Origin of the sequence: Halomonas caseinilytica (assembly GCF_001662305.1) — a bacterium.
In the GTDB taxonomy this organism is placed as follows: Bacteria; Pseudomonadota; Gammaproteobacteria; order Pseudomonadales; family Halomonadaceae; genus Halomonas; species Halomonas caseinilytica.
The window spans coordinates 33,617-45,899 of the sequence record NZ_BDEP01000004.1; the positions used below are offsets into that span (position 1 = coordinate 33,617).

General features: G+C 64.8%; 14 protein-coding genes. 7 read left to right on the plus strand and 7 right to left on the minus strand.

What is annotated here, in order from left to right; all coding sequences use genetic code 11:
- Nucleotides 1–6 precede the first annotated feature (6 nt).
- Entirely contained in the window at nt 7–924 is a 918-nt protein-coding gene (osmF, locus tag A9O65_RS02025; protein WP_064698624.1) for a glycine betaine ABC transporter substrate-binding protein OsmF, read from the minus strand.
- Nucleotides 925–1,018: 94 nt separating this feature from the next.
- Between osmF and A9O65_RS02030 the strand changes: the two genes are divergently transcribed.
- Complete coding sequence (locus A9O65_RS02030; protein ID WP_064701220.1) at nt 1,019–1,987, plus strand: DUF1853 family protein; 969 nt, start codon at nt 1,019–1,021, stop codon at nt 1,985–1,987.
- A 168-nt stretch (nt 1,988–2,155) separates the two neighbouring features.
- Here A9O65_RS02030 and A9O65_RS02035 read toward each other — a convergent pair whose 3' ends face one another.
- The 4 genes from A9O65_RS02035 to A9O65_RS02050 are packed head-to-tail and all read right to left on the minus strand — an operon-like array spanning nt 2,156 to nt 5,277.
- Nucleotides 2,156–2,935 (minus strand): ABC transporter permease, encoded by a 780-nt coding sequence (locus tag A9O65_RS02035; protein WP_064698254.1) that lies wholly within the window; start codon nt 2,933–2,935, stop codon nt 2,156–2,158.
- Nucleotides 2,928–3,650 carry an ABC transporter permease gene (locus A9O65_RS02040; protein WP_064701221.1) on the minus strand — a complete coding sequence of 241 codons (723 nt, stop codon included), beginning with the start codon at nt 3,648–3,650 and terminating at the stop codon, nt 2,928–2,930. Before A9O65_RS02040 ends, A9O65_RS02035 begins: the two co-directional genes overlap by 8 nt.
- Before the next feature lie 41 nt (nt 3,651–3,691).
- The gene (locus tag A9O65_RS02045; protein WP_082920097.1) at nt 3,692–4,465 is read right to left on the minus strand and encodes a transporter substrate-binding domain-containing protein; all 774 of its coding nucleotides are present in this window, start codon (nt 4,463–4,465) and stop codon (nt 3,692–3,694) included.
- A gap of 2 nt (nt 4,466–4,467) precedes the next feature.
- Nucleotides 4,468–5,277, minus strand: coding sequence for an ABC transporter ATP-binding protein (locus tag A9O65_RS02050; protein WP_064701223.1), 810 nt, complete (start codon nt 5,275–5,277; stop codon nt 4,468–4,470).
- A gap of 100 nt (nt 5,278–5,377) precedes the next feature.
- Here A9O65_RS02050 and A9O65_RS02055 point away from each other — a divergent pair, with 100 nt between their 5' ends.
- The 4 genes from A9O65_RS02055 (at nt 5,378) to A9O65_RS02070 (ending at nt 7,707) form a co-directional block, all read left to right on the plus strand.
- Nucleotides 5,378–6,253, plus strand: a complete 876-nt coding sequence (locus A9O65_RS02055) for a dimethylarginine dimethylaminohydrolase family protein (RefSeq protein WP_064701224.1) — start codon at nt 5,378–5,380, stop codon at nt 6,251–6,253.
- Nucleotides 6,254–6,257: 4 nt separating this feature from the next.
- On the plus strand, nt 6,258–6,884 hold the full coding sequence (locus A9O65_RS02060) for a TetR/AcrR family transcriptional regulator (protein ID WP_064698249.1): 627 nt from the start codon (nt 6,258–6,260) through the stop codon (nt 6,882–6,884).
- A 206-nt stretch (nt 6,885–7,090) separates the two neighbouring features.
- On the plus strand, nt 7,091–7,357 hold the full coding sequence (locus A9O65_RS02065; RefSeq protein WP_064701225.1) for a hypothetical protein: 267 nt from the start codon (nt 7,091–7,093) through the stop codon (nt 7,355–7,357).
- A gap of 38 nt (nt 7,358–7,395) precedes the next feature.
- Nucleotides 7,396–7,707, plus strand: a complete 312-nt coding sequence (locus A9O65_RS02070) for a hypothetical protein (protein ID WP_064698247.1) — start codon at nt 7,396–7,398, stop codon at nt 7,705–7,707.
- Nucleotides 7,708–7,721: 14 nt separating this feature from the next.
- On the opposite strand, the gene cysS is transcribed toward A9O65_RS02070, so the two are convergent.
- Nucleotides 7,722–9,122 carry a cysteine--tRNA ligase gene (cysS, locus tag A9O65_RS02075; protein ID WP_064698246.1) on the minus strand — a complete coding sequence of 467 codons (1,401 nt, stop codon included), beginning with the start codon at nt 9,120–9,122 and terminating at the stop codon, nt 7,722–7,724.
- Nucleotide 9,123: 1 nt separating this feature from the next.
- Nucleotides 9,124–10,800, minus strand: a complete 1,677-nt coding sequence (locus A9O65_RS02080; RefSeq protein WP_064701226.1) for a glutamine--tRNA ligase/YqeY domain fusion protein — start codon at nt 10,798–10,800, stop codon at nt 9,124–9,126.
- 142 nt (nt 10,801–10,942) lie between these two features.
- On the opposite strand from A9O65_RS02080, the gene A9O65_RS02085 reads away from it, so the two are divergent.
- Both A9O65_RS02085 and A9O65_RS02090 read left to right on the plus strand, forming a co-directional pair.
- The gene (locus A9O65_RS02085) at nt 10,943–11,446 is read left to right on the plus strand and encodes a peptidylprolyl isomerase (RefSeq protein ID WP_064698244.1); all 504 of its coding nucleotides are present in this window, start codon (nt 10,943–10,945) and stop codon (nt 11,444–11,446) included.
- A 72-nt stretch (nt 11,447–11,518) separates the two neighbouring features.
- Nucleotides 11,519–12,283 (plus strand): UDP-2,3-diacylglucosamine diphosphatase, encoded by a 765-nt coding sequence (locus A9O65_RS02090; RefSeq protein WP_064701227.1) that lies wholly within the window; start codon nt 11,519–11,521, stop codon nt 12,281–12,283.

The window sequence follows — 12,283 nt, forward strand, 5'->3', positions numbered from 1 at the left end:
CCAACCTCAGCTATCCAGGCTGTCGAGGAAGTCGGACGCCACCTGGGCCGGATCGAGCCCATCGACCGCCACGTCGCCATTGAGTCGCTGCAGGGTATCGCGATCCAGAGCCTCGAAGACCGGCGCCAGCAGGGTCTCGATCTCAGGATGCGCTTGTAACACGCTCTCACGCACCACCGGCGTCGGCTGATAGACCGGCTGCACGCCGAGGGTGTCGTCCATCACCACCAGGTCCAGCGCCTTGAGTCCACCGTCGGTGCCATAGGTCATGGCGGCGTTGACACCACTGGTCTGCTGGGCGGCGGCACGCATGGTAGCGGCGGTGTTGCCGCCGGAAAGCACCAGCAGCTGATCGTCGGAAAGATCGAACCCATAGGCTTCCTGGAATGCCGGCAGCGCCTGGGGCGACTCGACGAACTCGGCACTGGCCGCCAACTTGACGTCACCGCCCTCGTCGAGATAGTTCGCCAGATCCTCGAGGCTGGCGAGATCGTGCTCGCGCGCCACTTCCCCGCGCACGCTGATCGCCCAGGTATTGTTGGCCTCTGCCGGGGTCAGCCAGACCAGGCCGTTGCGTTCGCGGTCCTCGGCCTTGACGGTCTGATAGGCCTGCTCGGCATCCTTCCACACCGGGCTGTCGGCCATGTCGAAGAAGAAGGCACCATTGCCGGTGTATTCCGGATAGAGATCGATCTCCCCTGCCGTGAGCGCCTCGCGCACGATGCTGGTGGTCCCGAGTTGCAGGCGATTCTCCACATCGATACCGCCATTCTCCAGACGCTGCAGGATCAATTGCCCGAGCACCGAGCCTTCGGTATCGATCTTGGAGGCCACCACCACCGGAGAATCGTCGGCCTGGGCCAGGGAGAAGGTCATCAAGGTGCCGACCGCGGCGGCGGCGAAACGCGTCAATACAGGGGTCATCATTAGCACCTGCTTGCTGTGTATGTATCCTGAGAGTATAAGGCCCGACGCCTCGGGCTGTCAGAACGGCACCTCAACGCCGCAGCGAGGGCGCATGCCACCCCACGATACCGACTTCCTGGAGCGCTGGCAGCATCCCCAGGTCAGAGACCTCGCCTGGTTATTGCTGGCCCCGGACCTGCTGGCCCTGGCCTGGCCCGGTCGCCCTACCCGGTACGCCCTGGGTCTTGGCGATGCGGGCGCACTGCATGGCTATCTCGACGCCCAGCAGGCACGTCCCGATGCCCTCGAGGCCAAGACGGGCGCGCCCGGCGCGACACGCCTGGGTCACTACCACGAGCGCCTGTGGCAGCACCTGCTGGAAACCGCGCCGGGCACGCAACTGCTGGCACATAACCTGCCGGTCGTGCGCGAGCGTCGCACCCTGGGCGAACTCGACCTGCTCTATCGGAGGAACGGCGACCGCACGCCCGTGCATCTCGAAGTGGCCATCAAGTTCTATCTGGGTCTGCCGGAAGGGCCTGGCCAAGCGCACGATCAGGCACGTTGGATCGGCCCGGGCGGCCTCGACAGCCTGGCCATCAAGCGTACTCACCTCGAGCGCCATCAATTGCCCATGGTGGCCATGCCGGAGGCACAACGCGCCTTGTCGCAACGACTCGGCGAGCACTTCGATGGCCGGTTGCGTCAGCAGCTGGCGATGCCCGGCGTGCTCTTTTATCCCTACCGGCAGCGGATGCCGTCGCCGCGCCAGGCACATCCCGCCCATCGCCGCGGGCAATGGTTGCATTGGCGTGACTGGCCGGCCATGGCGGCAACGCTACCCACGCGAATACGTGGTGCCTGCCTGGGCAAGCCTCACTGGCTGGCGCCGCCCCGCCAGGCAGAGCTGATGCCGCTCACGGCGCTCTCGGCGTGGCTCGACACGCATTTCACCCACGGCGGAGCACCGCGGCAGCTCGCCCTGCACGACCCCGTCCAAGGCTGGCGACGCCTCTTCGTGGTCGATGACGCCTGGCCACGCCAGATTCCCTTGCCACCGTCGGCCCGAGACCTGTCTTGATTCGACTCGCCCCCAACCCACTCGTGACGAGAAAGCCCCTCCGGCAAATGGCGCGGGTGACGATTTCCATGAAGGTTTCCATGCCGTGATGGCGGCCTTGTCGGCCAGGCGAACGCCCCAGGACGGGAACGGCATGATGCGAACGGTGATGGTGTCAGGGAGATGACATCAATCGCCGGCGGAACGCCGAGACCATGAACGCTCCAGGAAGCTGAAGGCCAGGGTGATAAGGCCGGCCAGGACCAGATAGATCAGGGCCATCAGCAGCAAGGGTTCATAGACCAGATAGGTTTCCTGGCGGATACGCCCGAAAACGGCATAGGTATCCAGGGCGGCGATGGTGGCGACCAGCGGCGTGGCCTTGAGCTGGATGACCAATTCGCCATTGAGCGTCGGCAGGACACGCTGCACGGCGCGAGGCAACCAGATACGCCGCAGGATGGTCAGAGGATGCATCCCCAGCGAGCGGGCCGCCTCCAGCTCCCCTCTGGGCACGCCGGCAAAGGCGCCGCGCATCACCTCGCCTTCGTAGCCGGCGAACGACAGCGTCAGCGCCGCGAAGGCATAGGGCCAGGCCTCGATGAGATAGGGCCACAGCCAACTCTCGCGTATGCCCGGCAGGTAGGGAAACAGCGAACCGAGGCCGTAGTACAGCAACCAGATCTGCAGCAGTAATGGCGTACCTCGAATCAGGGTGCAGAAACAACGTGCCAGCCAGGCCAATGGACGAGGCCCCGCCGCCTGCACCAGACCCAGCGGAATCGCCAGCAGGAACCCCGCCACGCTGGTGGTCACCAGCAGGATCAGCGTCAGCCAGAGTCCGCCCAGGATGGCATCGTGATAATCAAGCAACCAATCCCAGCGCATCTGCAGGGCCATCAAGGTGACGGCCACCCCGGCGGCAGCGATCAACCCGAGTCGATGCAGCGGCAGTCGAGATTCAACCATGTGACAGCCCCCTGGTGGCACGACGCTCCAGTACCTTGAACAAAAGGTTCGAGACCAACGAAACGAGTAGATAGAGCACGCCGGCCGCGCACAGGAACAGTAGGTGGTGCTTGGTGGCACCGGCTGCCTGGCGGGCAGCCAGGGTCAGCTCGGTGAAACCGACCACCGCCAGCAGCGCCGTGTCCTTGGTGGCAATCAGCCACAGGTTGGAGAGTCCCGGCAATGCCCCCGGCAACATGGCCGGCAAGGTGATGCGCCGGAAGGTCTTGGCGGTTGACATGCCCAGGGAGTAGGCCGCCTCGATCTGCCCATAGGGTATGGCGCGAATCGCGCCGCGCATCACCTCGGTGGCGTAGGCGCCCTGGACCAGGGCAATCACCACGATGCCGGCAGCGAAGGGACCGATTTCCACCTCCCCCAGCCCGACCATGGCCAACAAATGGCTGAGAGCCTCGGGCATGGCGAAGTACACCAGCAGGATCAGCACCAGCTCCGGCACCGCACGGATGACCGTGGTGTAGCACGTCAAGAGATCGCGGATGACAGGGCCACCGGAGAGCTTGCCGGCAGCGCCGGCCATGCCGATCAGCAATCCCAGCAGATAGCCACCTCCGGCTACCTGCAACGACAGCCAGAGCCCGTCGAGCAGGACACCGCCCCAGCCGGGCGGCGCCAGCGCGAGCAGCTCTGCCATGCTCATGTCACGATAGTTCATGGCCTAGGCGACTCCCTGACCCGTCAATAATCCCTGCCACCTCAGGTGTCAGGTTCGCCGTAGATATCGAAGTCGAAATAACGGGCGGTGATCTCGTCATAGGTACCGTTGGCCCGGATCTCGGCGATCCCTTCGTTGAGCCGCTCGCGCAGGGCGTCATCTGCCTGGCGTACGCCGAAGCCGATGCCCTCGCCCAGGGTCTCCTGGTCCTGAGTCACCGTGGCCTGCATCTCACAGCACAGCTGGCCTTCTTTGCTGTCCAGGAACTGTTCGATGATCAGACGATCGGCCAGGGTGGCATCCAGCCGCCCGGCAAACAGGTCCTGGTTGGCATCGTCCTGGGTCTGGTATTCGCGCAGGATGGACTCGGGAAAATGCACCTGGGCATAGGCCTGGTGGATGGAGGCGGACTGCACTCCCAGCGTCTTGCCGGCAAGCCCTCCGGACGTCGTCTTCAGGTCGTCGCCCTTGGCCCCGGCCAGTGCGGCGGGCGTCTGGTAGTACTTGTCCGAGAAGGCGATGGTCTCGCGACGCTGATCGGTGATGCTCAACGACGCGGCGATGACATCGAGCTTGTCACCGGTCAGGGCGGGAATCAGGCCGTCCCAGGAGGTCGTGACGATTTCGCACTCCAGTTCCGCGGCGTCGCAGACCGCTCGAGTGATGTCCACTTCCCAGCCTTGCAACTCGCCGCTCGCATCCAGCGTGGCGAAGGGCGGATAGGGCTCGGTCGCGAAGCCGACACGGGTCACCTCGGCCTGCGCCACCGGTGCCAGGCAAAGGGAGGTCAAGGTAGCCGTCATCAATCGTTTCATTGTCATTCTCCTTGGGATGGACCGACCGAGCCCAGAAAGCGCTGCAGTCGCTGGGCCGTGGGGGCGCCGAACAACCGGCCCGGTGGCCCTTGTTCGGCGATCTCGCCCTGATCGAGGAAGATGACCCGATCCGCCACGTCGGCAGCAAACGCCATTTCATGGGTCACGATAATCATGGTGCGCCCCTCTCTGGCGAGGTCACGTATCACCGCCAGCACCTCCCCCACCAGCTCGGGATCCAGTGCCGAGGTGGGCTCGTCGAACAGCATTACCTCGGGGCCCATCGCCAAGGCACGGGCAATGGCGCCGCGCTGCTGCTGTCCGCCGGAGAGCGTCGCCGGGTAGGCCTCGCGAAGATGATAGAGACCGACTCGTTCCAAGAGCGCTCGCGCCTCGTCGCGCGCTTCGCTCCGCGAACGTTTCAGCACCTGGATCGGTGCTTCCATGACGTTGGCCTCCAGGGTCATGTGGGGCCACAGGTTGAACCCCTGGAAGACCATGCCCAGACGCGCCCTCAGACAACGCAACTGGCGGCGATCGGCCGGCTCACGCCGCGCTCCCTGACCGCGGAAGGGAATCGCCTCGCCCAACAGACGCAGCGAACCGGAGGTCGGTGTCTCGAGCAGGTTCAGGCAGCGCAACAGCGTGGACTTGCCCGAGCCACTGCTGCCGATCAGCGCCACAACATCCCCTCTCCCGGCGGCAAGATCGATGCCCTTGAGAACCCGGGCGTCGCCATAGGTCTTGTGCAGATTCTCGACCTCGATGACGGCATCGCCACGAGAGGCGGTAGTGGTCGAAGCATCGCTCACGTCAGGGCTCCCGGTTTATGCCTGTTGTTATGCGGTTGCATAAACTATGCATCTGTATAAGATGCGAGTCAACGATCCCCACCAGCCACGGAGTCCCGCCATGTCCCGCTACGGATGCCAGTCCATGGCCGCCCCCATGACCCGCGTACTGATGCGCCGCCCGGGAGCGAGCCTGAAGCAAGCCGACCCTGTCGAATGGCACTACAACGATCATTTCGACGCCGACAAGGCCATCGCCCAGTACGACGCCTTCGCTGAACTGGTGCAGGCCTCTGGCGCCGAGATCCTATGGATCGAGGACAACGACGACGGTCTCTCCGATGCCATGTTCACCCGCGATGCCTCCCTGATCACACGTGCCGGCGCCGTGCTGCTCAAGATGGGCAAGCCGTTGCGTGCCTCGGAACCCGAGCTGCACGGGCAGCATTACGAGGCGGCGGGCATCCCGGTGCTGGGGCGCCTGACCGACGAGGCCTGCATCGAGGGCGGCGACACCTTATGGCTCGACGACAGCACCCTGGTCGTGGGCATGGGCTTTCGCTCCAACCGCGAGGGAGTGCGCCAGCTGGAGACTCTGCTCGCCCCGCACGGCATCGAGGTGCTGGGCTTCGACCTGCCGGTGTGGGACGGTGAGGCCGCCTGCCTGCACCTGATGTCGGTCATCTCGCCGCTCACCGACGACCTCTACCTGGTCCACCCCAAGCTGATTCCGGCCGCTCTGTGGACCTTGATGAAGGCTCGTGGTATCACACTGGTGGCGGCTCCCGAGGCCGAGTTTCGTGATTCCCTGGGGCTGAACCTGAATGTCATGCCTCTCGCACCGGGCGATTGCCTGATGATCGACGGCTTCCCCGGTACCAGAGCCGTGATGGAACAACACGGCGTTCGGGTGCGCACCTTCGCCGGTGATGCACTGTGCATGGCCTGCGAAGGCGGCCCCACCTGCCTGACCAACCCGATCCTGCGCGAGGCCTGAGCCCATGGCGACCCGGCGTGCCGGCAACGACCGCGAGAGCGTCCTGATCGACGCCACACTCACCTGCATCGCGCGGGAGGGCATCTCCGCGGCCACGGTACGCAACATCGCCGACTATGCCGGCGTCACCAATGGCCTGATCCGCTTCTACTTCAAGAGCAAGGACGGCATTCTCCAGGCGGCTTACCGGCGTTTTCTCGAGCGCCTCTTCGAGGCGGCCCACGGCACCATCGGCGACGGCGACACGACGGCTTGCGAGCGTCTCGAACGCTACCTACTGGCCAACCTCTCACCGCCCATCGTCACCCCGGACAGCCTGCTGCTGTGGGCCAACTTCCTGCCCCTGACTCATCACGATGACGCCATGGCCGACATCCGACGACACTGGTACGGTCGCACGACCCATGCCTTCCGCGACCTCATCCACGGGGCGCTGGAAGAACACGGTCACACGCCAGGCGACACCGAGCTGCGCCGACTCTCCGTCGCCGTCAACGGCCTCATCGACGGTCTGTGGATCGAAGGCTCCCTGTCTGCCGAGTCTCTCGATATCCGGGAACTCCAGGCCATCGGCCTTGACGCCGCCTCGCGCTTGCTGGATATCTCGTTCTCCCGTTCACCGGCAACCTAAACCTCATCGCTCCCCCGGCGACTCCCGGCGATGATGCCATCGCGAAGGCAGGTTAAAAAACAGCGTTTGCAAACAGCGTTTTTATACTACGCTGGAAGGCGAGGACCAGGGTTGGATCGGCATCGGATGAGTTCCAGCCCTGCGCCCTGATGACCGGCGACCCAGTGTCGCCCTCATGACCGCAAAGCCGTTCGGAGGGATGCAATATGAACCCGGTATTGCTGTTGACCCACACCCCCTTTGGGGAACGCCGCCTTCCCGAAGCCCGCCCGGTGCGTCGGATCGCACGCAGCGAGCCGCTATACCGGACAGGTGCCCGCACCCATGACAAGGTGAAAGTCGGCTGCCTCTCCCATGCGCCCCACGAAGATCTGGGACCGGTGGATCTGGCCAACGCCAAGCGCAGGCTCGACTTCTACTCCCGTTGGCACGGGCTGGCCGAACCCCGCTTGCAGATCTGGAAAGCATCCTGAGCGCCTCGCCTTGCACGAGCGCTGAAGGAGGGAATCTCATGAACACCGGAGCGCCGCTCGCCGCCCGCTGGCAACATGTCCATGCCGACTGGTGGCAGGACAATCGGGGCAACGAGATCCATCGCGTCGATATCGATGGCGATGCACTCTACCACTGCCATCTCGCCGGCTCGTCACTGCCATGGAGTGCCGTGGCCAGGAGCCTGGACGAGGCCATGGCCGCCGTCGACAAAAGGTCGCCTTCCTCCTCGCCGGCCCCAGGGGCACACTGGATGCCCCTGGTCCCCCTTGGGTGGCGCAGGGAGGCGGAAGGCGGCGGCCTCCACCTCTTCGGTCGGTCAGGGCGCTGACACGATGCCGTGGCTCAGTCGCCGGGCGCCTCGAAGACCCAGCGGGTTCCTTCGCGACTATCCTTGAGCACGATGCCGAGCGCGGCCAGCTCGTCGCGGATGCCATCGGCACGCGAGAAATCCCGGGCGCGCTTGGCCTCGGCACGCTCGGCGATCCGCGCCTCGATCTCGGCCTCGGACAGCGGCAGCTCACCGTCCCCGCCCTTGAGGAAAACGCTCGGCTCCTGCTGCAGCAGGCCGAGCACACCGCCCAGGCGCTTGAGCTCGGCGGCCAGCGCCGGAGCCTGCTCGGGCGATTCCTTGCGCGCCCGATTGAGCTCGCGGGCCAGATCGAAGAGCACCGACATCGCCCCGGCGGTATTGAAGTCGTCGTCCATGGCCTCGGTGAAACGCCGATCGAAGCTCGGGTCCACCGCGCCTTCCCGAGCCTCCTCCGTTGCCAGTCCGTCGAGCGCATTGTAGAAACGCTCCAGCGACTTGCGGGCATCGGCCAGCGAGTCCGGGGCATAGTTGATCGGACTGCGATAATGGCTCGACACCAGCAGATAGCGAACCACTTCCGGATCGTGATGCTCGAGCACCTCGCGGATGGTGAAGAAGTTGCCCAGCGACTTGGACATCTTCTCGTGATTCACCCGCACCGCGCCGGCATGCATCCAGGTGTTAACGTACGGCTTGCCGGTGGCCGCCTCGCTCTGGGCGATCTCGTTCTCGTGATGCGGGAAGGTCAGATCGGGCCCCCCGCCATGGATGTCAAAGGTCTCGCCCAGGCAGCAGGTCGACATCGCCGAACACTCGATGTGCCAGCCCGGCCGGCCCGGCCCCCAGGGTGATGGCCACTCCGCCTCGCCGGGCTTGGCGGCCTTCCATAGCACGAAGTCGAGGGGATCCTCCTTGTGCGCTTCCACGTCGACCCGGGCCCCGGCGCGCATGTCGTCGGGGTCGCGATTGTTGAGCTTGCCGTAATCGGCGAACTTGCGGACCCGGTAATAGACGTCGCCATTGGGCGCCGCGTAGGCGTAGCCCTTGTCGATGAGCGTCTGGATCATGGCGACGATCTCGTCGACGTGCCGGGTGGCACGAGGCTCGGCATCGGGCCGCAGCACGCCGAGCCGGCCCTCGTCCTCGTGCATGGCATCGATCATGCGGTCGGTGAGCGACTCGATGGCCTCGCCGTTCTCCTCGGCCCGCTTGAGAATCTTGTCGTCGATGTCGGTGATGTTGCGCACGTAGGTGACATCATAGCCTCGTGCCCGGAGATACCGGGTAATGACGTCGAAGGCCACCATCACCCGGGCATGGCCCAGGTGGCAGTAGTCGTAGACGGTCATGCCGCAGACGTACATGCGGACCCGCCCGGGCTCGATGGGCGTGAAGGTCTCCTTGCGCCGCGTCAGGGTGTTGTAGATCTGCATGTCAGCCCTTCTTCTTGATCTTCGCCCAGGAGTCCTTGAGCCCCACGGTACGGTTGAATACCAGGTGGTCGGGTCGACTGGCGTAGCGATCGGCGCAGAAATACCCCACCCGCTCGAACTGGTAGCGGCTCTCCGGCTCGGTTCCGGCCAGGCTGGGCTCGCCAATCCCCTGTACGGTGACCAGCGACTCGGGGTTCAGGTGCTCGAGGAAATCGGCATCGCGATCCTTGTCGGGCTGCTCGACCTGGAACAGGTTATCGTAGAGCCTCACTTCCATGGGAATGCCGTGGATAGCGCTGACCCAATGCAGCACGCCCTTCACCTTGCGGTCCTCGGGATTCTTGCCCAGGGTGTCGAAGTCCACCGAGCAGTGCAGCTCCGTCACTTCGCCCTCGTCGTCCTTGATCACCTCGTCGCAACGGATCACGTAACTGTTGCGCAGGCGAACCTCCTTGCCCGGCGCCAGGCGGAAGAACTTCTTGGGCGGCTCTTCCATGAAATCGTCGCGATCGATGTAGACCTCACGAGTGAACGGGATGCGACGCGTCGGCATGTCGTCCCGGGCGGGATGGCCGGCCACCTCGTACACTTCCTCGTGGTCCTCGGGCACATTGGTCAACACCACCTTCAGCGGCTTGAGCACGCACATGGCCCGCGGCGCGTTGTCCTCGAGATCCGAGCGGATCGCGTGGGTCAGCATGGCGATGTCCACCAGCCCGCCGTCGGCGCGGGTGACGCCGATCATCTCGCAGAACTTGCGAATCGAGGCCGGCGTGTAGCCGCGCCGACGCATCCCGGAGATGGTCGGCATGCGGGGGTCGTCCCAGCCATCGACGATGCCCTGGTCCACCAGCAGCTTGAGCTTGCGCTTGGAGGTCAGGGTGTAATTGAGATTGAGCCGGGCGAATTCGATCTGCCGCGGTCGAGAGGGAACCGGCAGGTGCTCCAGGAACCAGTCATAGAGCGGCCGGTGATCCTCGAACTCCAGCGAGCAGAGAGAATGCGTCACCCCTTCCAGGGCATCCGACTGGCCGTGGGTGAAGTCGTAGGACGGGTAGATCTTCCACTTGTCGCCGGCCTGATGGTGTCTGGCATGGCGAATGCGATAGAGGATCGGGTCGCGCAGGTTGATGTTGGGCGAGGCCATGTCGATCTTGGCCCGCAGCACCTTCTCGCCCTCGGCGAACTCGCCGACACGCATACGCTCCAGCAGATCGAGATTCTCCTCGACGCCGCGTTCCCGATACGGGCTCGGCCGGCCCGGCTCGGTGAGGGTACCGCGATATTCGCGGATCTCGTCGGGCGACAGATCGTCGACATAGGCCTTGCCTTCGCGCACCAGGTGCTGGGCCCAGGCATACAGCTGGTCGAAGTAGTCGGAAGCAAAACGCACATCGCCGGCCCACTCGAAGCCCAGCCAGTTCACGTCCTCCTTGATGGCATCGATGTAGGCCTGCTCCTCCTTCTCCGGATTGGTATCGTCGAAGCGCAGGTTACATTCGCCACCAAACTGTTCGGCAAGCCCGAAATTCAGACAGATCGACTTGGCATGGCCGATATGCAGGAAACCGTTGGGATGCGGCGGGAACCGGGTGACGATCTTGTCGTGCCGGCCGGCCTCGAGTTCCTCGGCGATCTGGTTGCGAATGAAGTTCGGCGCGCTGGTGGTCTCGGTCATGTTGATAGGGCAACCTCTGGTTGAACGCGGGCCTGTCGGGCGTTACCGGCTTGCCGGCTTCGCGCATCGACGCAAAACCGCTATTATAGCGCCACGCCCATGCACGGCGCCAAGGCGTCTGCCCAGAAGACAGGAAATCGTCATGATCACGCTGCAAACCAATTTCGGCGATATCGTCATCGCCCTGAATCACGACAAGGCACCGAAGACGGCGGCCAACTTCGAACGCTACGTGCGCGAAGGCTTCTACGACAACACCCTCTTCCATCGGGTGATCGACGGTTTCATGGTTCAGGGCGGCGGCTTCGACCTGGACTTCAACCAGAAGCCGACCCACGAGCCGATCGAGAACGAGGCCGACAACGGCCTGGAGAACCGCGTGGGCACGCTGGCCATGGCCCGCACTCAGGACCCTCACTCGGCCACGGCCCAGTTCTTCATCAACATCGCCGACAACGACTTCCTCAACCACCGCGGCAAGAACCTGCAAGGCTGGGGATACTGCGTCTTCGGCGAAGTGGTCGAGGGCATGGAGGTGGTCGAGCGCATCAAGTCGGTCAAGACCACCCGTCGCGGCATGCATGCCGATGTGCCCGCCGAGGATGTCATCATCCAGAGCGCTCGCCTCCAGGATGCCGCCAGCTGACCGCCGTCGCCAGCTTACTCCGCGCCCGCCTCCGCGGGCGCGCCCTCTTCGCACCCGCCCACGGAACATGACATGGCCACCCTGCTGATTTCCGACCTGCACCTGCATCCCGGCGCTCCGGCAGTCACCGAGGGCTTTCTGCGCTGGCTCGACGAACGCGCCCAAGGTGCCGATGCGCTCTACATCCTGGGCGATTTCTTCGAGGCCTGGATCGGCGACGATCTGCTCGATCTCGGCGCCGCCGACCCGACCGGCACCGCCCCCCTGGCCCAGCGCGTGGCCTCGGCGCTCAAGGCGCTCGCCGATACCGGCACCCACCTCTACCTGATGCATGGCAATCGCGACTTCCTGCTCGGCGAGCGCTTCGCTCGGGAAGCCGGCGCGACCCTGCTGCCCGATCCGACGCTGGTGACCCTGGGCGACGAGCGAGTGCTGCTGATGCATGGCGACAGCCTGTGCACCCGCGACGAAGCCTACATGGCCTTCCGAGCCCAGTCGCGAGACCCCGACTGGCAGGCTCAGATTCTCGCCATGCCGATTCCCGAACGCCTCGAACTGGCCCGCCAACTGCGCGAACGCTCCGGAGAGGCCAACTCCAACAAGGCCGAGGACATCATGGACGTGACGCAGGAAGACGTCGTGACGGCCCTGCGCGAACACGGCGTGACCACCCTGATCCATGGTCATACCCATCGCCCCGCCGTGCACGATCTCGAGGTCGACGGGAAAGCCGCCCGCCGCTTCGTACTGGGCGATTGGCAGCCCGGAATCGGCTGGGAAATCGAGGCCGCACCGGGTCATGACCTGGCGTTGCGACGCGTCACCCTCTCGGACTGA

Coding starts and splice junctions, on each gene's coding strand:
- osmF (WP_064698624.1), bottom strand. CDS start 924: ATGACCCCTGTATTGACGCGTTTCGCCGCCGCCGCGGTCGGCACCTTG.
- A9O65_RS02030 (WP_064701220.1), top strand. CDS start 1,019: ATGCCACCCCACGATACCGACTTCCTGGAGCGCTGGCAGCATCCCCAG.
- A9O65_RS02035 (WP_064698254.1), bottom strand. CDS start 2,935: ATGGTTGAATCTCGACTGCCGCTGCATCGACTCGGGTTGATCGCTGCC.
- A9O65_RS02040 (WP_064701221.1), bottom strand. CDS start 3,650: ATGAACTATCGTGACATGAGCATGGCAGAGCTGCTCGCGCTGGCGCCG.
- A9O65_RS02045 (WP_082920097.1), bottom strand. CDS start 4,465: ATGAAACGATTGATGACGGCTACCTTGACCTCCCTTTGCCTGGCACCG.
- A9O65_RS02055 (WP_064701224.1), top strand. CDS start 5,378: ATGTCCCGCTACGGATGCCAGTCCATGGCCGCCCCCATGACCCGCGTA.
- A9O65_RS02060 (WP_064698249.1), top strand. CDS start 6,258: ATGGCGACCCGGCGTGCCGGCAACGACCGCGAGAGCGTCCTGATCGAC.
- A9O65_RS02065 (WP_064701225.1), top strand. CDS start 7,091: ATGAACCCGGTATTGCTGTTGACCCACACCCCCTTTGGGGAACGCCGC.
- A9O65_RS02070 (WP_064698247.1), top strand. CDS start 7,396: ATGAACACCGGAGCGCCGCTCGCCGCCCGCTGGCAACATGTCCATGCC.
- cysS (WP_064698246.1), bottom strand. CDS start 9,122: ATGCAGATCTACAACACCCTGACGCGGCGCAAGGAGACCTTCACGCCC.
- A9O65_RS02080 (WP_064701226.1), bottom strand. CDS start 10,800: ATGACCGAGACCACCAGCGCGCCGAACTTCATTCGCAACCAGATCGCC.
- A9O65_RS02085 (WP_064698244.1), top strand. CDS start 10,943: ATGATCACGCTGCAAACCAATTTCGGCGATATCGTCATCGCCCTGAAT.
- A9O65_RS02090 (WP_064701227.1), top strand. CDS start 11,519: ATGGCCACCCTGCTGATTTCCGACCTGCACCTGCATCCCGGCGCTCCG.